Source organism: Streptomyces sp. NPDC094147, from assembly GCF_044764265.1.
Classification (GTDB): Bacteria; Actinomycetota; Actinomycetes; order Streptomycetales; family Streptomycetaceae; genus Streptomyces.
This window is the reverse complement of record NZ_JBIWHT010000043.1, coordinates 1-21,936: the sequence shown is the minus strand read 5'-3', so window position 1 is coordinate 21,936 and position 21,936 is coordinate 1. Positions and strand designations below refer to the sequence as shown.

Sequence of the window (21,936 nt, the reverse complement as noted above, 5' to 3'; positions counted from 1 at the left end):
GTCGGCGCACCTGAGGATCCGCTACGGGTTCGCCGCGCAGCGTGAGTGGTAAGTACCCAATGTACGGCGTGGCCGCTCATGACGCGCTGCTCAGCGACGCTCGGTGCGCTGGTGTCTGCCTTGCTCCCCTCTGCGTATGCGCTCACCGCAGACCTTCTGGTTCGTCAGCAACCAGGCCGAGGAGTGTGCGGCACCGGCGGGCGAGGTCGCACACCGCGCTGTAGGCGAGTTCAGGGTCACCGGGCAGGCCGGCCGCGGCTTTGTCCCGGATGAAGAGGAGGGCGAGTGTGACGAGTTCTGCGTACGGGGTGCCCGCGTGGGGCTCGGACTCGATGCGTTCGGCCATGGTGGCGGTCAGCAGGCTCAGGTGCTCGCGCAGGCGCTCGTGCCAGCGGGTGCTCGTCTCCCCGGAGGGCACACGGGAGCGGGGTTCCAGGATGGTGGCGATCGTCGCGGTGATCTCGACGGCGTCCAGCGGCACCGGTGTCTCAGCCCCGTGGCCGGCGGTGACGCAGTGGTGCTGCGGGGCCTTCGCGGGAGAGCCGGGGTGGGTCACGGTTCGCTCCTCCGGTCGACCTCGACCCAGAAGACCGACCTCTTGTCACCGGTCAGGTCGTGTCCGAAGCGGACGGCCGCGTTGGTGAGGGTGGCGAGCAGCCTGGTGTGGGCGGTCTCGCTCAGGTCGTCGGGCACGTCGGCCTCTATGCGGATCAGGTCGGGGGTCTCGTCGGTGCGGGGTGTCGTGCCGAGCTCGGCTTTCAGCATCGAAGCGAGCGCGGTGGCCGCGGTCCTCGCCGACGAGTTCACAGGTCCCCCCGCACGCGGTCGATCACGTAACGTAGCGCTAATGCATTAGTTTGTTCCTAATGCATTAGCTTGTCAACCGGGACGCCAGCACCCGCCCCACCACCGTCGTTCCGAGCAGTACGGAGATCCCGCATGGTCCCCGACGAGCCGCCGCCCTATCAGAAGGTCGCCGACGATCTGCGCCGCAGACTGGCCGCCGGGGAATGGACCGTCGGCGACAAGCTGCCCTCCCGCGCCCAGCTCGCCGCCCACTACAAGGTCGGCCCCAACGTTCTCCAGAAGGCGCAGGAACGGCTGATCATCGAAGGGCTCCTTGAGGGCCGGGCGGGCGTCGGCACCTACGTGCGAGTGCCGCGCGAGCGGCGGCGCCTGGTCCGCTCCCGCCACCGGGAACGGCGCGGGGTCAGCCCGTTCGAGGCCGACATGGCCGAGCTGGGCGTCAACGGCAGTTGGGATGCCCACTCACAGGCCCGTACCCCTGCTCCGGACGAGATCGCGCAGCGGCTCGGCATCGCCCCGGGGGACCTCTGTGTGCGCACCGCCTACGAGTTCCTTGCCGACGGCCAGCCCGTGCACACCTCCGTCAGCTGGGAGCCCATGGCGATCACCGGTGATACGCCGGTATTGCTGCCGGAGATGGGCCCGATGGCCGGCAAGGGGGTGGCCGAGCGGATGCAGTTCATCGGGATCACCGTCAATGAAACCGTAGAGGTTCCCCGGCCCGCCCGTGCCACGCAGGCGCAGGCCAACCTGCTCGGCATCAGCCTCGGCGACCTCGTCCTGGTCATCGAGCGCACCTACTACGACACCGGCGGCCGCCCCGTGGAAACCGCCGACATCGTCGTCCCCGACGTCCGGTGGGAAGTCGCCTACGAGTACGGCATCCAGCGCGAGGCCGAATAGGCTCGGGGCCCCCTGCTCATGAGCAAGACGCTGGCTGCCATGTCTGTGCGGGCAGCGGGGGCGAACGCTTCGTCGCACCGCCGCCGGACGCGGAGTAACGTCCTCTCTCGGGCTACCTGTTGCTCCCGCCCCTCGTGTGGGCGTGGGAAGCGTTCTCCCGGTCCAGCCCCGACCGCCCGCACAGCGAGGAATGCACCATGCCTGGTCCTGACCTCCCCGCCCCTCAGCAGCCGATGACGGTTGAAGCCTTTCTCCATCGGTGGCCCACCAGCGCCTTCAAAACCGAGTTGGTCAACGGGGTCCTCGTCTTCAGCGGGGTGTTCGACGAGCGTGACGTCGTCACGGTCGAACAGACCTACCCCGGTCGGCGGGCGTTGCTCAACACCGACGGCTCCATCGAAGTGCACCCTGCCGGAGCCGGCAGACCCATCCCGCTCGTCGACACCCCTGAGTTCCCCTCGGCGCCCTGCACCAGGTCGTGATGGAGAGGCTGCCAGCTTCGGCTCCAGTGGGCCGAGCGGCCCGGCACTCTCCGCTTCCTTCTTGCTAGCCGCGGCAACCACTGAGGTGAGAGCAGGTGGCAGACAAATGGCTCGAGCGAGAGAGTGCTCGCTTCCTGAGGCGTCTGGCGCTGTAGTCCGCCGGGTGGCAGCGTCCGGTTCAGTCGCCACGGGTGGCCCTGGGCGTGTCCGAGGTGCCGTCACCTGGCAGCCTCGCTGAACCGGCTCCAGTCCGCGGTTCTGCTGTCGATGGCGTCCCGCGAACAACGAGCCCGCGACGAGATCGTTCACCTGCGCGTCTCCGCCTAGCGAGAACTGAACGCAGTTGCTCGCTACGCGGCGTACGGATCGACGATGGTGTGGGGTCGCCGGGCGGTGGCCAGGACGTCCTGGGGGAAGCGGGGGCCGGCGGTGTAGTGGCGGCCCTTGGTCTGGCCGACCGCCGTGAGGACCTGGGCCTTGGTCAGGGTCTGGAGATCACGGGTGGCCTGTTGGGTGTTGATGGCTTCGGCCTTCTCGTAGCGCGAGCGCCGCACCCGGCCCGTCATCGCCACCTCGTGCAGGGCGGTCATCTGCCGCTCGCTCAGGCCGAGTTCGTCCTTGGCGTCCATGAGCTGCATCCAGCAGCCATTGGAGCGGTCGACGCGGAACTGCACCCGCTGGGCCTGCTGGTGGTAGGCGAGCAGGCTGAACTTGATCCACGGCAGGGTGTCGCGGTCGGGGGACCAGACGGGGCCGCCGACCTCGCGCAGCACCTTGTAGTACTCCCAGGTGTTGCCGGGCATGCCCAGCCACTCCTCGATCGAGGAGAACTCGGGGGCCAGGACGCCGCCGCGGGCAATGAGGAGGGTCTGCAGGGAGCGGGACATCCGTCCGTTGCCGTCCGACCAGGGGTGGATCTTCACCAGGTTCAGGTGCGCCATCGCCGCCCGGATCAGTACGTGGTGGTCCAGGTCTCCGTCGTTGAGCCAGTCCACGAACTCGCTCATCAGCGCGGGCACCAGGTCCTGGTCGGGGCCTTCGTAGTCGGTGGCGAGTTCGTCGCCGGGGGCGGTGATGCGGATGGAGGTCTTGCGCCACTGCCCAGCGGTCTTCAGCGGGTGGTGGTGGCCCTGGAGCATCCAGTGCAGTGCGTTGAGGAGTTCCTTGTTGTAGTGGAAGTCTTCGACGTCGTGGAGGGACTGGATGTACGTCATGGCCTGCTGGTAGGCGAGCGTCTCTGCCTTGTTCTCCTCGCTCGCGTCCACCCCCTCGCGCTCGCCGTCCATCAGGTCGGCCACGTCGGTGGCGTCGACCCGGTAGCCCTCGATCGTGTTCGACGCGGCAATCGCGCTCGCCGTCAGCGCCTTGCGAAGGTCGAGGGTCCATTTCATGGGGGCCTGCTGCACCGCGTGGCGCAGCTGGTCCCGCATGGCGTCGACCTGCTCCAGGACCTGGAGATCGGCGGGTTCGAGGCGAGGCATCGAGTAGAGCATGACCGAATGATACCAAGCTTCTATCATTCACGCTCCGGGTTCTGCATCGTCGTACGTCCGTCTCCTTGATGAGACGCGCCCGGGCAGCGATCCGGCGGTCTGTCGGCTACGGCACGTCGCCGCTGATCATGCCGGTCTGCTGGGACGGGGCCCGAGTGACGGAATAGGAACCGTCCTCGATGGCCTCGGCGAACCGGTCACCCCCTACCGGCTCATCAGGGAAGAGCCGCTCGCCCCGCCTCCTGGGCCTCGCGCAACGCCTTGCCGAAGGCGTCCGTGACGGACTCGGCCTGCGCGGCCATGCCCGTGACCTCCTCGACGGCATGCTCGTCTCCTGCGGTCCGCGCTACTAGGTCCAGCACTTGGTCACTCCGGTCACTGAGGTACTGGATCTGCTCGAGCTCCGCATACCGCGCGTCCGCCTCCGCGCTCTGCTGCGCGTAGTCCTCCAGGGCCCGCACCCGGCTGGTGATCCCGCGCAGGCTGGTCTCCAGCGCGCGCCGCCGGTCGTGCAGCACCCTGATCAGGGCGGCGCCCTGTGGATGGTCAGGTTCCTGACGGCACAGTTTGCTGTACAGAGCCAGCGACAACGCGATCTCCCACAGCTGCGCGGGGAGCATGTGCTCGTTCGCAGTACGGTCGATCAGATCCTCGCGGTGCACCCGGGACTCCAGGATGACGTGCTGGGCACGATGGGCACGGTGCAGCAAGTCCCGGGCGTCGTCGGTGAGTTCGTCGACCAGGACGTAGTGGCCGTGCGCGTCGGCGAGTGCCTTGAGCCACCGGTTGTCGCTGGCGCACTCCAGAGCGGCGAGGAGGGCGATCACCCCGACGAGCACCGCGAGAACCATCAGCCCGGCGTGCACGTACGGAACGGCCTTCTGCGCGAGGTCCTGTGCCAGGGCTTCAAGAGCGAACGGGTGGCGGCTGCTCGATGGGGCGGCGGCTCGGTCCAGTCCGTACAGAAGGAGCGCACCGATCGCGACAGGGATGCTGCCCTTGAGCAGCACCGCCAGGGCGGGCCGCAACGGCGAGCGCAGCCGGGGACGGGGGACGGTGTCCGCGCCGGCCGGGGTCAGCAGAGCGTGGGGTGCCTGCAGCACCAGGGTGCGCTGGCGGTAGGGCAGGCCGGGGTCGACGATCCTGTCGGGCGCCGGAAGCACGGCGGTCGATCGCTGCTCGGTCACTGGGCGCTCCCTCCTTCGCGCGGGTGGAGGGATGGTGCGGTGGGGCAGCCGAGCTCGGAGTCGAGGGCGGCCGTGGGGCGCGGGCTCCTGCCCGAATGGTCCAGCTGCTGGAGATGGTCCGTGGCCGCGCGGTACGCGGTCGCGGCCCGGTGCAGTGCGCGGGTCGCCTCCTCGATCAACGCATCGGGCAGGAGCTCCCGTTCCGGTGCGCTCTCGACCGGCCGCCCCATGGTCTCGGCTGTGCCCCTGTCCCATCCGGTGCGGGTGATGCGATGGTCCCGCTCCTGCTTCGCGGCTCGGGTCTCGACCGCCTGGCAGGCGAGTTGGGTGAACCGGTCCTCGCGGGCAAGGAGCCGCTCGTGGACGGGGACGGCGGCGGGCTGGGTGAGCACCCCGGCGATGTCCCACAGCAGGTGATGGCCGAGCTCGACGGCCCGGGCCAGTTCGGGAGTCTCGTGGTCGTCGGCGGCCTGGATGATCTGGTGGCAGCCGATGAAGCGCTGCATCTCCCGCAGACCGGCTTCGTCCTGGACGATCCGTGCGTGCACCCGGGCCCGCGCGTCAAGGCGCCCGGGCACATGCTCGGCGAGTGCCGGGATAAGCAGCATCAGGGGCACCCCGACGTCGGCCGGCAGTCCCTTGGCCATCGCCGCGCCCACCCAGGTCAGCGAGAGGAAGGCGGCGAGCACGGTGGTGCTGGTGACCCAGAACCGGTAGCGCGCATCGAAGTAGATCCGCAGAGGCGGACGCCGGGTGAGCCAACGGCCGGCCAGCCGCGCGGCACGGGACGGCGCCGGCGGCAGCACGGCGATCTGTAGCGGCACCACCGGTGCGTCCTCGGACGACGGGGTCTGCCAGCGCAGCCATCCCCACTCGGTGCGCTCGTCGATCCGGGTGAGCTCCTCTCCGCGGTGGCCCTCCCGGCGGTAGCCAGGGCCTCCGTCGAGGGCCGTGGCCGCGAGCCGGGCCCGGGTCCGCTGGAGTTCACGCTGCCAGCGCCCGGGCTCAGTGGCGAAGGGGCGCAGCTCCGGCTCCGGCAGGGGGTGGCGGGGTTCGGTGGTCATGATCTCCTCGGTCCGCTCGAAAGGGGCGTGCGTGGGATGGAGGTTCAGGTGGCGCTCGGGGCCGCCGGATCCCACGGGGAAGCGGCGGCGAGGGTGCAGGGGGTGCAGCGGCCGTCGCTGCTGGGGTGGGCGCGGCGCGGGGTGGGTCCGGTGCAGGTGGTACATGGCGGCCAGTTGAGGCAGGCCGGGCAGAGGTCTTCTCCCGGTGCCGGGCCGGGGTTGCCGCAGGCGGCGCATTCGACGAGCACCCGCAGGGCGACGGCCTCAGTCGGGGATCGGTCGGCGGCCCCCGCTCCTGTCCGCTCGCAGACGGTGAGCCCGGCGGGGTGGGGCGTCGGGGTGCTCTGGGCGGCGCGGAGCCGGGCGGCGATGATCGCGGCAACCGACGTACGGACCGGGTGGGGCAGCGGGCGGTCGGCGATGAGGTGCTCGAGGTGCTCGGCGCTCCAGCCGTTCTCCAGAAGGGCGGTGGCGATCTGCCCCTGGTCGCGGAGCGCCGATCCGGTCAGCAGCAGGTTGGGGTGCTGCATCCCGATGGCGAGCAGCAGCCGGACGCCCGCAGTGGCCTCGATCCGGTCCGGCGCCTCGGTGGGGGCCGGGTGGTCGTCGTTTTCGCGCGCGGGCCCGGTACGGACGGACGGATGGACGGGGCTGGTGTTCTGCTTGTTGGTCTTCTTTCTCTTGGTGTTCTTTGGTGCCGGATCAGCCAGAACAGGGTTATCCAATGCTGGATTTCCCGTCATTGGCTGCGACCTGCGCGTTTGCGGCACCAGGACTGTGGGGGCCGCATCCCCCAGCAGGTCGTACAGGTGCGCGGGCATGTCGGTGATGGCATAGACGGCTTCGCCGAGCGTCCCGTCCTCGTTCCGCTCACGGTCGCGGGTCAAGTAGCCGTGCTGCTCCAGCTCCTTGAGGCCGCTGTTGACCGCGTCCCGTCCGTCGGTGGCGCACCTGGCGAGCTCGGCCACGGTGACCCGCCAGCCGTCCCGGTGGGTGGAGATCAGCCCGAACAGGCCCTTGGCCTTGAAGCTGATCCGCGGGTCGCGGAAGAGGGAGTTGGAGATCTGGGTGAAGCGGTCCCCGGCCATCACGCCGCGCCGAATCCCCGCCCCGTAGCCGCTCATCGCGAGCCTCCAGCCGACGGCACGGCAGGTCGGCGGGTGCCGGAACCCGTAGTCGGTGAGGCGGTGATGTCCGGGGCGAGCGGCAGGGCGTCGTGCGCATGTTCCATGCCTTGAGTCCACCCGTGCCCTCCGACCGGAACGCCGACCGGATGCCCCCACCAGGCGTCACGATCCGATGACGTTCCACGCCGCGCACCATGGAGGGACCGGTGGAGGGGCCCCTCACCGGGGGTGCGCACCGGAGGGGCCCGCTGCGCGGGTGACTTCCGCGCCGTCAGCCGGGCGAGGAGCATGGGCGGTGGAGCAAGGAGGTGCCACGGTGTCGCATCCCAACGGCCACGGACCGCAGCCCGAAGACCCCGAAGAGATCCCCCCGTCCCCCGCCTCGCAGGATCCCTCGGAGAACGGGCACCACGATGACGACCCGTCGCCCCCGTCCACCGACGGGCCGGAGTTGGCGTGAGCATCGACTTTCCCGTACTGCGCCACGCGTGCGCCGAGGCGCTCACCGCCCGCGGCGCTTTCGACGGAGCGCCGGGCTTGCGGGCGGCGTTCGAGGCGGTGCCCCGGGAACGGTTCGTGCCCACCCGGGTCTGGCTGCCCGAGCGCGACGCTGCGGGACGGTGGCGGTTGTTGGACCGGCAGGTAGAGCCGGTGGAGTGGGCGCGGCGGGTGTACGACCCGAACACTGCGTTGATCACTCAGCTCGACGACGGGGCAGCGGAGCGAGTGGCGCCCGCGAAGGGGGTGTTCACCTCCTCGCTGTCGTGCCCGTCGGTCGTGGTGTGGATGCTGCGCCTGCTAGGCCGGGTGGAGGGGGCGGTGCTGGAGATCGGCACCGGCTACGGCTACGGGACGGCCCTGCTGCGGGCCTGGCTCGGGACCGTCCGCCTCACCACGATGGACATCGGCCCCGCGATCGCCACACAGGCACGGCGGGTCCTGGCCGACGGCGGCTGGGAGGCCAACGTCATCACCGGGGACGGCGAAGCGGGGCACACGGCGGGCGCACCGTATGCCGGGATCATCGCGGCCGGCAGCGTGTACCGGATCCCTCCCGCGTGGCCGAACCAGCTGTCCGCGGGCGGGGTTCTGGTGGTGCCGGTCGCCACGCCGTTCGGCACCGACGCCCTGGTGCGCCTGGTGGCCGACGGGAAAGGCGGCGCCGAGGGCCGGTTCGTTGGCGCGGTGGCGTTCATGCGGCTGCGCGGACAACGCGAACCCGAACCGTGGTCGGCCTACGGCTGGGGCCGGCTCCCCGACTACGGAATGACGCTCTCCACGGACGGCACCGAGCAGCGCATCTGGCTCGCCCCCCGTTGACCGGCCAACCCGGGCGGTGCGCAGTCGCGGTGTGAGCGAGGCGCCCCGGCCGGCACTGGTCCGTCACCCGCGCTGCGCACCGCCGGATGCGCAGTGGACCGGCTCGGCGTTCCTGGCTGCAGGTTGCGCACTCGGTCACCGGCTCTGCGCACCGTGCGCAGCAGCCCCTTCAGCTCAACGGCCCGGCCGGTGCCCGGGCGGGTGCGCATCGGCCCACGGAGCGGGAAGCGCGCACCGCCGATGGACTCCTCGGGCGCCGGCCATCGACGGACCACACGACGTCCGGGGTGGAGGCCGTGGCGCGCCGGTGGCTGAACGGGGAGACCGCCGTGGAGGGGGCAGCGGAGGGCGGAGGGGCCAGTGGAGGGACCCCCTCCACTGCCCCCTCCACGGATTTGTGGCCGCTTCGTGACCGTGGAGGGGGCAGATCGGTCGGCGAATCGGTCGGAGGTGACGGGTTTCGTCCAGGTAGCAACACACCGCTTCTACCTGGGAGTTCCACATGTCTCCTGCGACACGGTCCTCGGGCGGCCAGGAGCCGCCGATGGCTGCGGGGGTAGCCCTGGCCCGGATGCGCCGTCAGGTCCGGCTCGGGCGCTGGGGGGTGTGGGGCGCACTCGCGTGCGGCCCTCTCGCCCTGGCAGTGGCGGCCCTGCCGTCGCCCGCCGCGCCGGCTGCGGCCGCCCCGGCGCCGTCGAGCAGCACGGTGCGCACGCCGGCGGCCGCCGATCCGTCCGGGTATGCCGAGCTGTACCTGGCGGCCTGGCTGCGCAGCACCAGCAGCGACGAGAACAGTGCGCAGGCACGTCTCGCCCAGGCCCTGGCGCCGTCGGTTCCGCTGCCGCGGCCGGAAGGTGCGCAGCCGGTGCTCGAGCGCGCAGTGGCGGTGCGCAGTGCGCAGCGCGAGGGCGGGCAGTGGTCGGTGACGGTGGCTGCGCAGTACGCCGACTTCTCGGTGCGCTACTTCGCGGTGCCCGTCGTGGCCGGCGCGGACGGGGGCTCGTTCGCGGTCACCGGGGCGCCCGGTCAGGTGGCCGGTCCCACGACGGCGAAGAGCCCGGAGTCGGCGTACGGGGTGAGCCTGCCGACGAAGGGGGTGCTCGCCGCCACCGTCGCCGAGTTCCTGCGCGCCTATCTCACCGGGCTCGGTCAGGTGGACCGCTATCTGGCCCCGGGGGTACAGCTGGCGGCACTGTCCGGGACGTCGTACACCGACCTCCAGGTCGAGCAAGCCACCGCGGTCGAGGAGGCGGCGGCCGCCGAGACGGTCCCGGCGGACGGCACGAGGGCGCGGGTGCGGGTGCAGATCACGGCCCGCGACAAAGCGGGGGCGTGGCCGCTGGCCTACGAGCTGACGCTCACCGCACGAGCCGGCCGCTGGGAAGTGTCCGCGTTCGCCACCGCCTCGGTTGCGGGCGGGGGTGGCCGGTCGTGAACACCGTGCACTCGGTGGTGCTGGCCGGGAAGTTGGACGATCTCGGCAACTCGTGGATCGACATGTTCACCAACTGGGGCACCCGGGGGCTGAAGGCCGCCCTGATCGTGATCGTCGTCGTCTACATGGTGCAGCGGTTCTCCATCAAAGCCGGCATCGGGGCGCTGCTGCTGATGGCGATCGCCCTGGGTCTGTACGAGTCCCGCGAGGACCTCGCGGCGATCTTCACCGATCAGATCAAGAACCCCACCAAGAAGTCGGCCCCCGCCGTGGTGGTGCCGGTGCATCCGCTCCACGCGAAGCTTCGGCGGACGGGGGACGGGCTGTGAGTACACACAGCGCGGCGCCCCGCACAGGGCGCTTCTACACCACGGCCCGCCGCCACCCGTGGGTACTGGGCAAGGTCGCCGACTTCAAGATTCCACTCGGCCCGTACACGCCCGCGCAGATCGCAGTCGCGGCCGGTGGCGGACTGCTGCTGATCGAGACGGTGACGTGGTGGAGCTGGCTGGGCCCGCTCCCCCTCGCCGCGTGGGTGGTGGCGATCTGGGCGGTGCGCCGCCCCAAGTTCGCCGGACGCGCCCCGCTCCCGGCGGCGATCGGCTGGCTGACGCTGCTGGCGCAGCCCGCCGCCGGACGGATCGGCGGCCGCACCGCCCGCGACCGCGCACCGCGCCTCCTGCGGGGCGGCTTCCTCATCGAAGACCTGGACCTGGACGACGTGGCCGCTCCCCGTACCCAAGGTGCGGGCAGCGCCCTCCCGCGCACCGACGGACCCCTCCGGCCGGTGCACCGACCGCGGACACCGACAACACCGCGTGCGCGACGGCCGCGGGCGTCCGCCCGCCCGGCACCGGCGACGCCGGCGCGGGTGGCCTCCCCGGCGCAGCGCCTGCTCGCCCAGGCCGCTGCCCGCCAGAGCCAGGGGGTGCGGTCGTGAGGGTGCCGATCCGTCATCTCGCCGGGCATCTGCTGTGGTCGGCCCAGGGCGGGGTGTGGGCCATCTACCGCCTCCACCCCGGGCCCGACGCACAAAGAGCGGGCACCGAGACGGTGCAGGGCACCTACCTGCCCGCCCAGGTCCGTGAGGAACTGCTGTCCAAGGCAGCGCACTTGGTGCGCTCCTTGTCCGGGACGCCCCGGCTGTACGGGCTGTGCGCGCAGGTCGACGCGGGCGAAGTCACGCTGCGGATGCTCGACGGGGTCGACCCGCAGGCCGGCAGTGCCGCCCGGCACGTGGGCCAGCACCCCTGGGCCGAGACCGCCGAGGCGGCGCTCACCCTCCTGGAGGGCCAGGAGATGCACCGCCGCACGCTGTGGCTGGCCATGCCGCTGAACACCGAGAACAGGGCGCTCACCTGGGCGGCCGGCGCCGGGGCGGTGTGGGCCGACCTCGCCAGCCAGCTCGGGCTGGCCCCGGCCCCAGTCACCCGCCGCGAGGTGACCGCCTGCCGGCGCCAGGCCGAGCACATCGAGGCGCAGCTGTCGGGCGCGGTCTCCTTCCGCCCGGCCCGCCCGGCGGAGGTCGTGTGGATGGTGCAGCACGCGCTGCGCCGGGGGCTGGCGGAGCCTTTGTTGGCCCAGGCCGAGTCCAGCACCTTGTACGGCGGGCGCCTGAATGGTGGGGAGTTGCGCTCGCCGAGCTACGCCGACCTCGGCCAAATCCGCCTGCTCGAAGGCGGCATCACCCCCGCCGAGGGCGACGTCGCGGACGGCGAGGAAGACGACGTCGCTTCCACTACGGGCCGGGCGGGCCGCGGCCCGTGGTGGCGTCGCGGCACGTCCTCACCGCTGCTGCGGCGCTGGCTGCAGGTGGAGACGGAGGACGGCTGCGGCTATCAGGCCCACCTGGCGCTGGCCGAGTGCCCCCCGGCTATCAGCGCCGCGACGGCCGATCTCTTCGCGCAGTTGGAGGGGCTGGCGTTTCCCGTCGACTACTGCATCGACCTGAACCTGGTACCAGCCGAGAAGGCCAAGGCGCAGGTGCAGCGGAAGAAGAACGAGCTCGTCGACCAGGCCGACCAGTACGACGCGCGCCCCACCGGCATGCCCTCCACCCTGCTGGACGCCGCCCGCGATCTCGGTGAGCTGGATGCCCGGCTGTCGCGGACGTCGATCGAGGTCGAGGTCCAGTCGGTCACCGTGCTCAGCGTGTGGGCCGCCCGCGCCGCCGATTGTGATGCCCGCGCCCGGGCGCTTGCGGCGCTGTTGGCCGGGGCGGACTACCGGGCGGTGCGCCCGGCCGGACTCCAAGAAGCCCTCTTCACCCTCGGCCTGCCCGGCGCCGTACGCCCGCACATGCTGCGCGAGTTCGTCCAGCACCAGGTCTCAGAGGACTGGGCGATGAACGGCGCCCTCACGCTCACCGAGGCCGGTGACCCCAACGGGATGCTGCTCGGCGTCGACCAGGACACCGGGACCACCCGGCCGGTGCTGCTGAACATCGCGGATGCCCCCAAGACGGATGCCTCGGCGTCGTTCGCCGTCAGCGGGGATCCCGGCGGCGGCAAGAGCGCGCTGCTGAAACTGCTCACCCAGTCCGCCGTGGACCGGGGAGGCCGGGCCATCTGCATCGACCGCACCCCGCTGCGCGAGTGGGCCACCTTCGCCCGCTCTGCGGCCCCAGGCCGCTGCCAGATCATCGACGCCGCCGCAGCCGGGGTCTCCATCGACCCGCTGCGCATGTTTCCCGGCACCGCGCAGGGCGCGCACTACGCGCTGAGCTACCTCACCCTCCAGCTCGGCATCGGCCCGATGACCGCAGCCGGCGGCGTCCTGCACCGGGCGGTTGAGCAGGCCGCTCAAAGTGCCGCCCCGTCCATGCACCAGGTGCTGGACCACCTCCAGACGATGGCGGGCGGGGGTGACGGCGCCCGCACCGAGGCGGCCGCCACCTTGGTCGACCTGATGCGCATCGTCGCTTCCAACCCGCTCGCGCAGATGGTGTTCGACCCCAACCTCCCGCCGGTCCGCCTCGAGCAGGACCTGGACTCGGACCTCATCGTGATCACCACGGCCGGGCTCACACTGCCGCCGAGGGAGGCGCTCGCCCACCCCGAAGTACTGCGCCAGCAGCCCCTGGAAGCGTTGATCGGCCGCGCGGTGCTGTATCTGATTGCGGCACTGGCCCGCCAGACCGCGTTCGCCGACCCCACCCGGTTCTGCGCGATTACGGCGGACGAGCTGTGGTGGCTGACCAACTCCGCCGAGGGCACCGCGCTGATCAGCGAGATCCTCCACGACGGCCGCAAGCACAACGCCGGGCTGTTCGCCGGCGCCCAGGACGAGAACGAACTCGGCCCCGACCGCGGCCTGTTCGCCTACCGCGCACTCGCCCGCACCCAGGATCACAAGATCGCCCGCCGCGGCCTGGAGTTCATCGGTCTCGACAGCACCGATCCCGAGCTGATGCGGATCGTCACCACCGATCTGTCCCCCCTGCGTAACCAGAGCAGGAAGGGCGAGATGCTCCTGACCGCGCCGCGCGGCAACACCTGCCGCGTCAAGGTCGTCATCCCCCGCCTGCAGCGCATCCAGTCCGGCATCACCACCACGCCCGGCCAACACCTCATGCCCGCCGCCGTGGACCTCCCTGCGGCCGAGACGGCGAAGGAGCAGGTGCAATGACCAGCAGCGATTGGGACCGTTCCCGGCGCCGGGCCCAGGCCATCGGCGCGCTCGCCGTCCTGGCGGTACTGACCGGCGTGATCGCGGTCGGCGCGACGGTCGGCGTCCCCGAGGCATGGTGGCCCCAGATCGGGTCGGCGTTCGCCGCCAGCCCGAACCCCACCCCGCCCGCAGCGTCCGCCGCACCGTGTGCGCTCATCACCGGACCGGCCAAGGACTCCTGCACCAGCGCCCCCGCCCCCTCCGGTGCGCAGCAGGGCGGGGCGGGCGCGGCGGACGCCTGGCGGCTGGCGGTGCCCGTAGTCGGACTGGTCCTCGTGTACGCGGTGCGCTCCAGCGGCCGGCGGAGGCGCTGATGCAGTGTCTGGATCGCGGCCGGCTGCGGGCCATCGGCTTCACGGTACTCATCACCGTGGTGTTCCTGCTCGTCAACGCCCAGGTCGCACACGCCGCCGAGGCCAGCGGCGGAGACCTGCTCTCCCCGCTGAACATCACCAGCTCCGAAGGCGTCCCCATCAACGGCTACGAGCTGTCGGCCGAGGGCGGCTCCGTCTTCTCCTTCAAGTCCAACGCGTACGCCTTCATCATGTCGGGCCTGTTCACCCTGCTGCGCCTGGTGGTCGGCCTCGCGTGCTGGGCGATCAGCTACGCGTTCAAGTTCCCGCTGCTCAAGATGCTGGCCGACCCGGCGCAGAAAGCCGCCGACGCCTACAACCATGCCGTCGTCGACACTCTCGGCCTGAAGGGGCTGATGCTGGCCTGGGCATTCGTCTTCGGGCTGATCCTGTTCGTGCGGGGCACGGCAGGCAAAGGGCTCGGCGAGATCGCCCTGACCCTGGTGATCGGCGCGCTCGCCGCTTCCGCGTTCGTCCGCCCCGACTACCTGCTCGCCCAGAGCGGCCCGCTCGCCCAGACCGAGCAGGCCGCCGCCGAAGTCGCCCGCGACACCGTCAACTCCCACTACTGGGGCGGGAAGATCGCCAGCGATCCGGGGCCGTGTGCGGGCATGGCGGGCAACGCCGAACTCAAGTGCCTCCAGATCGAGGGAGCCAAGCCGCTCTCGCCGGCCGAGGTGGCCCGCCCGATCCAGGACTCGCTCACCAACGCCCTGGTCGTCAAGGGCTACATGCTGCTGGAGTACGGCCGCGTCCTCGACCCGGGCAAGGAGGAGGACAAGAAGGCTTATGCCCTCCACCTCAAGTGGGTCTCCGGCGGGTACAAGCCCGAAAACCAGGCCAAGAAGGGCAAGGACAACACCTGCGATCTGATCCGGGGAGTGGCCCGGCAGTATTGCGAGCAAGGCCGCTCCGGGCAGGCCAAGGGCCCCTTCGGCAGCGGCCAGCTGCCCGCGCTCACCACCGGCGACGCCCTGCTACAGGCGTCCCAGCCGGTACTCACTGAAGAAGACCAGCAGTTCGCTATGTTCCTCAAGGACCTCAAGGAGCAGGGCGGCCCGGTCGGCAAGGCCTGTGCCGAGTACGCCTCCAAGCCGACCGGCTGGCGGACCGCGGGCGCATTGATGCTGTTCCTCGCGGCGCTCTTGATCTGTGCGATCCCGCTGTCCGCGGCGGTGGTGCTGCTCGGCACCCAGGCTGCCGACGCCGGTGCGGCCGCGGTCGGCGGCGTCTCCTTCGTGTGGGGGATGCTGCCCGGCCCGAACCGGCAGGTGGTGTGGAAGTGGGCCGCCATCTTCATCATGTCCGTCGCGGTCCTGTTCCTGTGCTGCATGTTCCTGCCCTTCTACGGCATCGGCGTGGACGTGGTGTTCACTGACGGGCCCGAGCTGCCGGCCGAGCGGCTGCTGGTCCTGGACGTCCTGGGCATCGTCGGCCTGGCCTTCCACCGGGCCCTGATGCGCGGCATCAGCAGCTTCGGGCAGCGCCTGGCGATCCGGATGCGCTACGCGAAGGTCGGCGGCACCCATCTGCCCGGGGACACCTCGGAGATCGGCGCAGCCCTCGCCGTGCACGCCACCGCAGGCGGCGGGTTCGGGCTCGGCGGCTCACTGCGCTCGCTCGCGCTGGCCGGCTCCTACGGCCAACTCGGCACCCGCCACCGGCTGATGGCCTCACTGGCCGCGATCACCGACGGGGCCGGGATGCCCGTCGACTCCGGACGGCTGCTGGCCGACGCGGGTGCCGAAGCCACCCGCGGACTGGCCCCACTCGCCCTGGCCACCACCGGCCTCAGGCTCGGCGCCCGCGGCGCCTGGGGCCTGCTGGCGGGCCGCCGCCCGGACGACAAAATCCTGGAACGGTGGCGCAAGCCCACCGCAGACGGCGACCCGAACAGCCCCGGGCCCGCCGGCCCCCCGGGTGGAGCAAACACGACACGGCGCCGCGGGCCTGCGGACCGCTACCGGGACCCGGACGGAAAGATCGATGACCGGGATACCGGGTACACGCTGCACGATCAGCACGAGCACCGGACCCTGCTGTCCACCCGGGCCCACAACCGCCTCGTGCGGCTGCGCGGCTACCGGATCCTCAACCGCACCGGACGGATCGCCTACGGCTCCACCTGGGGCATGCCGGAGAACATCCGCCGCGGACGCGAACACGGCTCGCAGTACTCCCAGGACGCCCGCCAGCAGGTGCGGGTCTGGGGCAACACCCTGCGCACCGACGGCCACGCCTGGGCCGATAGCGGCCGCGGCGTCACCAACCGGCTGCGCGAGCAGCCCGGCGACCGGGGCGCACCCGCCCCCTTCACCAACCGCACCCTGCGCACCACCCCCACCCCCCGGACCCGCACACCCCCGGCACGCCCCACGTCCCCGGCACCCGCTTCATCCGCGTCACCCCCGCCACCCCCGGCACGCCCCGCGCCAGATCCAGCGGCCTTGCGGCGCCGGCTCATCGAGCAGCTCGGGGCCGGGGATCCCCCCGAGGTCCGCCGCCGGGTCCAGGACGAGATGCGCCGCCGCTACGGCGACCCGGGTACGGGTGGTGACGGCACATGAAACCCCCGTCCCCAAGCCGACACCGGCGGCGGGCCAAGTGGGCGGTGCTGGGCACGGTGTTGCTGTTCACCGCGGTGTGCTGCGCCGCCCCGCTCACCGGGACCCTCAACGCGCTGGCCGCGCTCGCCGCCGCGCACTCCCCCACCGGCAACGACACAGGAGGCGGCACCATCGCCGACATCCCACCCCGCATGCTCCAGGCCTACCAGAAGGCTGCATCTCTCATCAGGCACGAGGTGCCGGGCTGCCGGGGCCTGGACTGGCCGGTGCTCGCCGGGATCGCGAAGATCGAGTCCAACCACGCCGCCGGGCACAGCATCGCCGCCAACGGCGACATCACCCCGCGCATCTACGGAGTGCTGCTCAACGGCTCCGGTGCGGGCGGCAACACCACCGCGGTCGCCGACAGCGACCGAGGCAGGTGGGACGGCACCGCGCAGGGCGAACGCGCGGTGGGGCCCTTCCAGTTCCTGCCCTCTACCTGGGCAAGTGCCGGACGGGATGCCAACGGCGACGGCGTCAAAGACCCGCACAACGCGGACGACGCCGCGCTCGGCGCGGCCGTCTACGTGTGCGGCAACGGACGCGACCTGACCGACCCGGCCCAGCTCCGCTCGGCAATCTTGGAATACAACCACTCCGGTACGTACGCGGACGAGGTCCTCGGCTGGATCCACCAATACCGGGCGGCCACCAAGACCACCCTCGACCTGAGCCACGTGACCGGGACCGCGCATACCGTGCTGGAGGCGGCCCTGTCCCAACGCGGCGTCCCCTACTCCTGGGGCGGCGGCGACGCGACGGGCCCGACCACCGGGATCTGCTGCTCGCCCAGCGGAAAGTCCGGCACCTCCATCACCGGCTTCGACTGCTCAGGACTGACCCTGTACGCCTACGCCAAGGCCGGCATCCACCTGCCGCGGACCGCCGACGCCCAAGCCGGCGCAGGCCGCCGCATCCCGGCCGAGCAGGGCCAAAGTGCCCTACGGGCAGGCGACTTGGTGTTCTACGCCTACGCCCCGGGCCACGATTCGACGATCCATCACGTCGGGATCTACGCCGGCAACGGCCAGATGGTCAACGCTCCGCGCCCAGGGGCCGTGGTGCGCCTCGACCCCGTCGACGCTATGCCCGGGTACGCGGGAGGGGCACGACTGCTATGAACTCCTCGCCCATGGCCCCGCGTACGTCGCGCCCGGTGTGGCCCCTGGCGGCCTGCACCGCGCTGCTCGCCACCGGTGGACTCTTCCTGCTCCTCCCCTCCTCTCCTCCGGCTGAATCCCGTGCGAGCGCTGCGACCGCCCACGCTCCCGCCCCAACCTGCACGCACACCCCCGAGCAGGCCACCCCACCGGGCACCGACGACCCGAGGGTCCCGCCCCCTGCGCTTGCCACGGTCGCCGCCTCGGCGAGCCGTACGGCCACAGCACCTGTTCCACCGCGCGGCGACGGCCCGGGCGCTGATCCGGCGATCCAGCGCCTGGTGGAGAGCGCCTGGCCCCGGGACCTGCCGGAGGGGGACGAGCAGCAGCTCCTTGCCGCCGGACGTGGGCTCCTTGCAGCTGACGCGACGGGTGTGGGCCGCGCGGCCTTCCCCGCCCTCTTCCCGCCCAACGACCGGACGGCGGTGGTGCCGGCCTTCACCCGTTTCCGGATCCAGGCCGCCATCGCCCGCGCCGACCCCGCCCACCCTCAGCGGGCGGTGGTGCACCTGGTGTGGGCCGGCGCCGATCGCGGCGGCACCTACACCGACGGCCGCCAGAGCGACCTCACCTTCACCCGCAGCCCCTTGAAGAACGGAGCACCCGCGTGGATGCCCTTGTCCCTGTCCTGAGCTCACCGTCGCCGTCGAGGGCTTCGGGCCCCGTCGTCGCAGGGCTTCTCCAGCTCGTCGACGCCGTCGAGTGGATCGCCGGCCACGCCTGGCTGCTGCTCCTGGTTCTGGTGGCCGTCGGCGTGCTCAGCGAAGGGGTGGTGCGCCAGTTGGCCGCGCGCGCCTCGCGGCAGCGCATGGCCCTCGACCTCAGCCCGGCCCGCCACTTCGACCCCACGGCCGAGGAGATCCTGCGCCGCGGCATCGAGCTGACCCGGGCCTCCACCTCGATGCCGTGGTGGGCACCACGGCGCTCCAAAGCGGTACGGATCAGACTCCGCGCGGACGGCTCCCACCCCTTCCCGTACCGGATCGAGGGCCCGGCCGGCGCCGAACGACTGCTGTCCACCACGCCGTTCGGCCCCCACGTCAAGGTCGCCAAGGCCGCCCCGCTGGCGGACAAGCAGCGCCGTCACGAGGTGCGGGCGGAGTTCTTGCTGCGCGGCAACCCGGTCGCGGCGCTGCGCACCGTCCCGCTGGAACCGGATCCGCTGCAGCCGCTCGTGGACGCCGTCGCCGATCTGAGCGCCCGGCTCGGCGATCTCGCCGAGATCTGCATCGACCTGCAGCGCGCCCCCAAGTGGGCGCTCAAGGCCCGCCGGTGGCAGCTGCTCGATAGCGCCCGGCGCAGCGAGCGGAGTGAGACCACGCGCCTGACCCGGTGGATGCACCGTGACCACCAGCGTCTGGAGGACTCCTGGCTCTTCCAGTTCCAGCAGATGCTCTCCCCGGACGGTCGCCGTTCCCGCGGCGGCGGGCGGATGGTCATGGCGCCGTCGGCGGTCCGCGTGGATCCCGCCAAGGCCTTGGGCAAGCTCGCCGAGGACAGCCACCTGGTGCGGGTGCAGATCCTGGTGCGCTGCGCCTCCGACACCGAAGGGCGCGCTGAGGCCCATCTCGCCCGGATCCAGGCCGGGTTGGATGTGTTCGGCGGATCGGCCAGGTTCGCCATAAGAGGGTGGCGGATCGGGCCGTGGCGGCTCGGTGCCGACCGTTTCCCGCACCGGCGCCGGTTCGACCGGCGCTGGACCACCGGGCAGTGCCAGCCCCCCAGCGCCAACTGGGTCCAGCTGCCCGAGCTGCTCGGCCTGCTCAAGCCGCCCACCGTCCACTGCCGGCTCCCGCTGCTCCCCGTCGACCTGCCGTCCTTCGTCCCGGGTGATCCGTCGCTGCTGCTGCAGGGCTGGTATGAGAGCCCGGACGGGCGGCGCCGCCTCGTGGCCACCCATGCGGCCGAGACCCTCTTCGAGGTCGGCGTGGGCAAGGCGGGCGGCGGCAAGACCGAACGGGCCCTCGCCCAGGCGATCGCCCTCGCCCACGCCGGCGAGGGCCTGATGTTCGTCGACCCGCACCGCGACTCCTGGCAGCGCGGCGCCCCCTATCTCGCCCACGACCAGATCATGGGCCGCATCGCCCGGATCGATCTCAAGGCCACCAGTGACAACTCCCTGATCAGTTCGTGGAACCTGATCGGGATGCACCATGGGCGGGCCCGGCACGAAGTCGTCGAGGACACCGTCGACGCGTTCGCCACCGCCTTCGCCTGGGACGACACCAACGCGCCGCGCGCCATCGCCATCTTCACCCAGGCCCTCACCGTGCTGACCGCGATCAACGAGCTGGCCTGCAAGGCGAAGCACCCCCACGACCAGGCCACCATCTTCCACGTCCGCGCCCTGCTCACCGACCCGGACTTCCGCGCCAGCGCCCTGGCCGCCCTCCACGGCCACCTGGACGAGGAAGCCACCGCCTGGTGGCAGACCGTCTTCCCGACCCTGCCGACCGACTCCTTCAACATCCTCCTCAACCCGCTCACCCGGCTCGCCGCCAACCCCGTCACCCGCGCCTTCCTCGGCCAGGGCCACGGCGTCTACAACATCCGCGCCGCCATGGACCACCGCATGATCGTGTGGGTGTGCACGGCCGGCAACGGCCCCACCGACAAGCTCCTGGTGTCCCTGCTCGCCCGCGACCTGCTGCGCGCCGGCCGCTCCCGCAGCGACCTGCCCGCACACCAGCGCATCGCCTTCCGGGTCTACCTGGACGAGCTGATCACCCTGACCGGCACCGCCGCCGAAACCATCGCCGCGATGGTCGAGGACCTGCGTAAATACCGGGTCCACATCCACGGCATGACCCAGCTGCTCGCCCGACTCCCCAGCCCTGTACGACAGTCGCTGCTCCAGAACGCCTCCAGCCTCTCCACCACCACCGGCTCCCGGGCCGCGGTCTCGGCCATCACCGAGGAATGGGGCGACCGGCCCAGCCCCGCCCATGTCGCCAACCTCGACCGCTACGACCACTACGCCCAGTTCACCGTCGACGGCCGCCGCATCGGCCCCGTCCTCCTGCACGGCCCCCTGCTGGACGACGTCTTCGCCGACCTCCACCAGCCCCGCCACCGGGTCCGGGCCCTGGAGGCAGCCGCTGACAAGACGGCCGGGGCCCGGCCCGTGTCCGAACTCACCGCACGCGCAACCACCCAGCAGCAGCGCGTCCAGACCTTCCTCCTCGAGCACACCCCCGCCGCCACCGTCCCGCTCACCAAGTCCACCAAGGAGTTCAAGTGACCGACATGCCGCTCACCATCGAGAAGCCGCCCGTGCCCGCCTTCGTGCCCAGCCCGGCCGAACCACTCCCCCACCAGCTTCTTGGCACCCTCGCCCAGCACCGCATGGCCACCACCACCCAGCTACACGAACTGCTCCGCCCCAACAGCGGACGGCGTCTCATCTCCAAGCCCCTGGCCCAGCTACGCGAACACGAGCTCATCGACTACACGGTGCTGCCCAATTCCCATCGGGTACGCGCCTGGTTCCTCACCCCCGACGGCGCCCGCATCACCCGCGACTGGCCTCATCTGCGTGGCCGGCCCCCCTACCCCATCAACTCGGCCTCAGCCGCCTCGATGAAAACCCCGCACGTACTGACCGTGGTCCGCGCCCACCTCGCCTTCGTCACCGACGCCCGCCACCGCGGCGACGAGCACGGCCCGCTGGACTGGACGCCCGAGATCGCTCACTCGCTCGGGGACCGAGAGCGCATCATCGCCGATGCCCTCATGTACTACGTCCTGCACGGCGGCGACGGCAGCCGCAGCAAACTGCGCGCCCTGGTCGAAGTCGACCGGGCCACCTCCAGCAGCGAACGCCTGGCCACCAAGCTCATCGACTACGCCCGCCTCAACACCTACACCCCCGCCCTGCCCGGACGGCGCGCCGCCCAAGCGAACACGGCCCCGGCCTGGCAGCGCTGGTATCCCGTCTTCCCACGGATCCTGTTCATCCTCACCGGCGCCAGCCCCCACACCCTGGCCCACCGCATCGAGGACCTCCAGGCCATGACCGCCGAACACCCGGCCGTCGCCCAACTCGCCCGCAAGGTACCGCTCGGCGCCGCCGTCCTGGACGACCTCGAGCAGCACGGCCCCACCGGGCCCGCGTGGACCCCGCTCAACGGCAAGGGCGAACGCCGCTCTTGGACTGAGCTGTGAACGGGGCCCGAATCCGCGCTCCGTACGCACATGTCCAGCTCCTTGCCACGATGGCCGGTGCTTTCGGGCTAAAGGCTGTCCCGTAAGCGATCTTGGGAATTGAGGAGGAGGTGTTCGATGGTGGTCCCTGCTGCTCGTCTATCCGGCGAGGGCGAGGTTGTGG

Annotated in this window: 20 protein-coding genes; 14 read left to right on the top strand and 6 right to left on the bottom strand. The window is 71.5% G+C overall.

Annotation, left to right across the window (positions count from 1 at the left end; genetic code table 11):
• Nucleotides 1-142 precede the first annotated feature (142 nt).
• Both ACIQ8J_RS33255 and ACIQ8J_RS33250 read right to left on the bottom strand, forming a co-directional pair.
• Nucleotides 143-556, bottom strand: a complete 414-nt coding sequence (locus ACIQ8J_RS33255; RefSeq protein ID WP_403277477.1) for a DUF6415 family natural product biosynthesis protein — start codon at nt 554-556, stop codon at nt 143-145.
• Nucleotides 553-765 carry a hypothetical protein gene (locus tag ACIQ8J_RS33250; RefSeq protein ID WP_403277478.1) on the bottom strand — a complete coding sequence of 71 codons (213 nt, stop codon included), beginning with the start codon at nt 763-765 and terminating at the stop codon, nt 553-555. The genes ACIQ8J_RS33255 and ACIQ8J_RS33250 overlap by 4 nt, the downstream gene beginning before the upstream one ends.
• Nucleotides 766-939: 174 nt before the next feature.
• On the opposite strand from ACIQ8J_RS33250, the gene ACIQ8J_RS33245 reads away from it, so the two are divergent.
• Nucleotides 940-1,710 carry a GntR family transcriptional regulator gene (locus ACIQ8J_RS33245; protein WP_403277479.1) on the top strand — a complete coding sequence of 257 codons (771 nt, stop codon included), beginning with the start codon at nt 940-942 and terminating at the stop codon, nt 1,708-1,710.
• A 197-nt stretch (nt 1,711-1,907) separates the two neighbouring features.
• Nucleotides 1,908-2,192 carry a hypothetical protein gene (locus ACIQ8J_RS33240; RefSeq protein ID WP_403277481.1) on the top strand — a complete coding sequence of 95 codons (285 nt, stop codon included), beginning with the start codon at nt 1,908-1,910 and terminating at the stop codon, nt 2,190-2,192.
• 350 nt (nt 2,193-2,542) lie between these two features.
• Here ACIQ8J_RS33240 and ACIQ8J_RS33235 read toward each other — a convergent pair whose 3' ends face one another.
• The 4 genes from ACIQ8J_RS33235 to ACIQ8J_RS33220 form a co-directional block, all read right to left on the bottom strand.
• Entirely contained in the window at nt 2,543-3,685 is a 1,143-nt protein-coding gene (locus ACIQ8J_RS33235) for a Fic family protein (protein WP_403277482.1), read from the bottom strand.
• A 215-nt stretch (nt 3,686-3,900) separates the two neighbouring features.
• Nucleotides 3,901-4,872 (bottom strand): hypothetical protein, encoded by a 972-nt coding sequence (locus ACIQ8J_RS33230; protein WP_403277483.1) that lies wholly within the window; start codon nt 4,870-4,872, stop codon nt 3,901-3,903.
• Nucleotides 4,869-5,936 (bottom strand): hypothetical protein, encoded by a 1,068-nt coding sequence (locus tag ACIQ8J_RS33225; RefSeq protein WP_403277484.1) that lies wholly within the window; start codon nt 5,934-5,936, stop codon nt 4,869-4,871. The genes ACIQ8J_RS33230 and ACIQ8J_RS33225 overlap by 4 nt, the downstream gene beginning before the upstream one ends.
• 44 nt (nt 5,937-5,980) lie before the next feature.
• A complete protein-coding gene (locus ACIQ8J_RS33220) occupies nt 5,981-7,060 on the bottom strand; it encodes a hypothetical protein (protein WP_403277485.1) in 1,080 nt (359 codons plus the stop codon).
• Between the two features lie 319 nt (nt 7,061-7,379).
• On the opposite strand from ACIQ8J_RS33220, the gene ACIQ8J_RS33215 reads away from it, so the two are divergent.
• The 12 genes from ACIQ8J_RS33215 (at nt 7,380) to ACIQ8J_RS33160 (ending at nt 21,773) form a co-directional block, all read left to right on the top strand.
• Entirely contained in the window at nt 7,380-7,523 is a 144-nt protein-coding gene (locus tag ACIQ8J_RS33215; protein ID WP_403277486.1) for a hypothetical protein, read from the top strand.
• Nucleotides 7,520-8,383 (top strand): protein-L-isoaspartate O-methyltransferase, encoded by an 864-nt coding sequence (locus tag ACIQ8J_RS33210; protein WP_403277487.1) that lies wholly within the window; start codon nt 7,520-7,522, stop codon nt 8,381-8,383. Before ACIQ8J_RS33215 ends, ACIQ8J_RS33210 begins: the two co-directional genes overlap by 4 nt.
• 544 nt (nt 8,384-8,927) lie before the next feature.
• Entirely contained in the window at nt 8,928-9,818 is an 891-nt protein-coding gene (locus ACIQ8J_RS33205; RefSeq protein ID WP_403277488.1) for a conjugal transfer protein, read from the top strand.
• Entirely contained in the window at nt 9,815-10,147 is a 333-nt protein-coding gene (locus tag ACIQ8J_RS33200) for a hypothetical protein (RefSeq protein ID WP_403277489.1), read from the top strand. The genes ACIQ8J_RS33205 and ACIQ8J_RS33200 overlap by 4 nt, the downstream gene beginning before the upstream one ends.
• Complete coding sequence (locus tag ACIQ8J_RS33195) at nt 10,144-10,758, top strand: hypothetical protein (RefSeq protein WP_403277490.1); 615 nt, start codon at nt 10,144-10,146, stop codon at nt 10,756-10,758. The genes ACIQ8J_RS33200 and ACIQ8J_RS33195 overlap by 4 nt, the downstream gene beginning before the upstream one ends.
• Nucleotides 10,755-13,445, top strand: a complete 2,691-nt coding sequence (locus tag ACIQ8J_RS33190; RefSeq protein ID WP_403277492.1) for an ATP-binding protein — start codon at nt 10,755-10,757, stop codon at nt 13,443-13,445. The genes ACIQ8J_RS33195 and ACIQ8J_RS33190 overlap by 4 nt, the downstream gene beginning before the upstream one ends.
• Entirely contained in the window at nt 13,442-13,801 is a 360-nt protein-coding gene (locus ACIQ8J_RS33185; RefSeq protein WP_403277494.1) for a hypothetical protein, read from the top strand. The genes ACIQ8J_RS33190 and ACIQ8J_RS33185 overlap by 4 nt, the downstream gene beginning before the upstream one ends.
• Complete coding sequence (locus ACIQ8J_RS33180; RefSeq protein WP_403277495.1) at nt 13,801-16,407, top strand: hypothetical protein; 2,607 nt, start codon at nt 13,801-13,803, stop codon at nt 16,405-16,407. The genes ACIQ8J_RS33185 and ACIQ8J_RS33180 overlap by 1 nt, the downstream gene beginning before the upstream one ends.
• Entirely contained in the window at nt 16,404-17,570 is a 1,167-nt protein-coding gene (locus ACIQ8J_RS33175) for an NlpC/P60 family protein (protein ID WP_403277496.1), read from the top strand. Before ACIQ8J_RS33180 ends, ACIQ8J_RS33175 begins: the two co-directional genes overlap by 4 nt.
• Entirely contained in the window at nt 17,567-18,241 is a 675-nt protein-coding gene (locus ACIQ8J_RS33170; RefSeq protein WP_403277497.1) for a hypothetical protein, read from the top strand. Before ACIQ8J_RS33175 ends, ACIQ8J_RS33170 begins: the two co-directional genes overlap by 4 nt.
• Nucleotides 18,217-20,850 (top strand): ATP/GTP-binding protein, encoded by a 2,634-nt coding sequence (locus ACIQ8J_RS33165; protein ID WP_403277498.1) that lies wholly within the window; start codon nt 18,217-18,219, stop codon nt 20,848-20,850. The genes ACIQ8J_RS33170 and ACIQ8J_RS33165 overlap by 25 nt, the downstream gene beginning before the upstream one ends.
• Before the next feature lie 5 nt (nt 20,851-20,855).
• Nucleotides 20,856-21,773, top strand: a complete 918-nt coding sequence (locus ACIQ8J_RS33160) for a replication-relaxation family protein (protein WP_403277499.1) — start codon at nt 20,856-20,858, stop codon at nt 21,771-21,773.
• Nucleotides 21,774-21,936: the final 163 nt, after the last annotated feature.

Coding starts and splice junctions, on each gene's coding strand:
- ACIQ8J_RS33235 (WP_403277482.1), bottom strand. CDS start 3,685: ATGCTCTACTCGATGCCTCGCCTCGAACCCGCCGATCTCCAGGTCCTG.
- ACIQ8J_RS33160 (WP_403277499.1), top strand. CDS start 20,856: ATGCCGCTCACCATCGAGAAGCCGCCCGTGCCCGCCTTCGTGCCCAGC.
- ACIQ8J_RS33225 (WP_403277484.1), bottom strand. CDS start 5,936: ATGACCACCGAACCCCGCCACCCCCTGCCGGAGCCGGAGCTGCGCCCC.
- ACIQ8J_RS33205 (WP_403277488.1), top strand. CDS start 8,928: ATGGCTGCGGGGGTAGCCCTGGCCCGGATGCGCCGTCAGGTCCGGCTC.
- ACIQ8J_RS33250 (WP_403277478.1), bottom strand. CDS start 765: ATGCTGAAAGCCGAGCTCGGCACGACACCCCGCACCGACGAGACCCCC.
- ACIQ8J_RS33245 (WP_403277479.1), top strand. CDS start 940: ATGGTCCCCGACGAGCCGCCGCCCTATCAGAAGGTCGCCGACGATCTG.
- ACIQ8J_RS33175 (WP_403277496.1), top strand. CDS start 16,404: ATGAAACCCCCGTCCCCAAGCCGACACCGGCGGCGGGCCAAGTGGGCG.
- ACIQ8J_RS33240 (WP_403277481.1), top strand. CDS start 1,908: ATGCCTGGTCCTGACCTCCCCGCCCCTCAGCAGCCGATGACGGTTGAA.
- ACIQ8J_RS33170 (WP_403277497.1), top strand. CDS start 17,567: ATGAACTCCTCGCCCATGGCCCCGCGTACGTCGCGCCCGGTGTGGCCC.
- ACIQ8J_RS33180 (WP_403277495.1), top strand. CDS start 13,801: ATGCAGTGTCTGGATCGCGGCCGGCTGCGGGCCATCGGCTTCACGGTA.
- ACIQ8J_RS33220 (WP_403277485.1), bottom strand. CDS start 7,060: ATGAGCGGCTACGGGGCGGGGATTCGGCGCGGCGTGATGGCCGGGGAC.
- ACIQ8J_RS33185 (WP_403277494.1), top strand. CDS start 13,442: ATGACCAGCAGCGATTGGGACCGTTCCCGGCGCCGGGCCCAGGCCATC.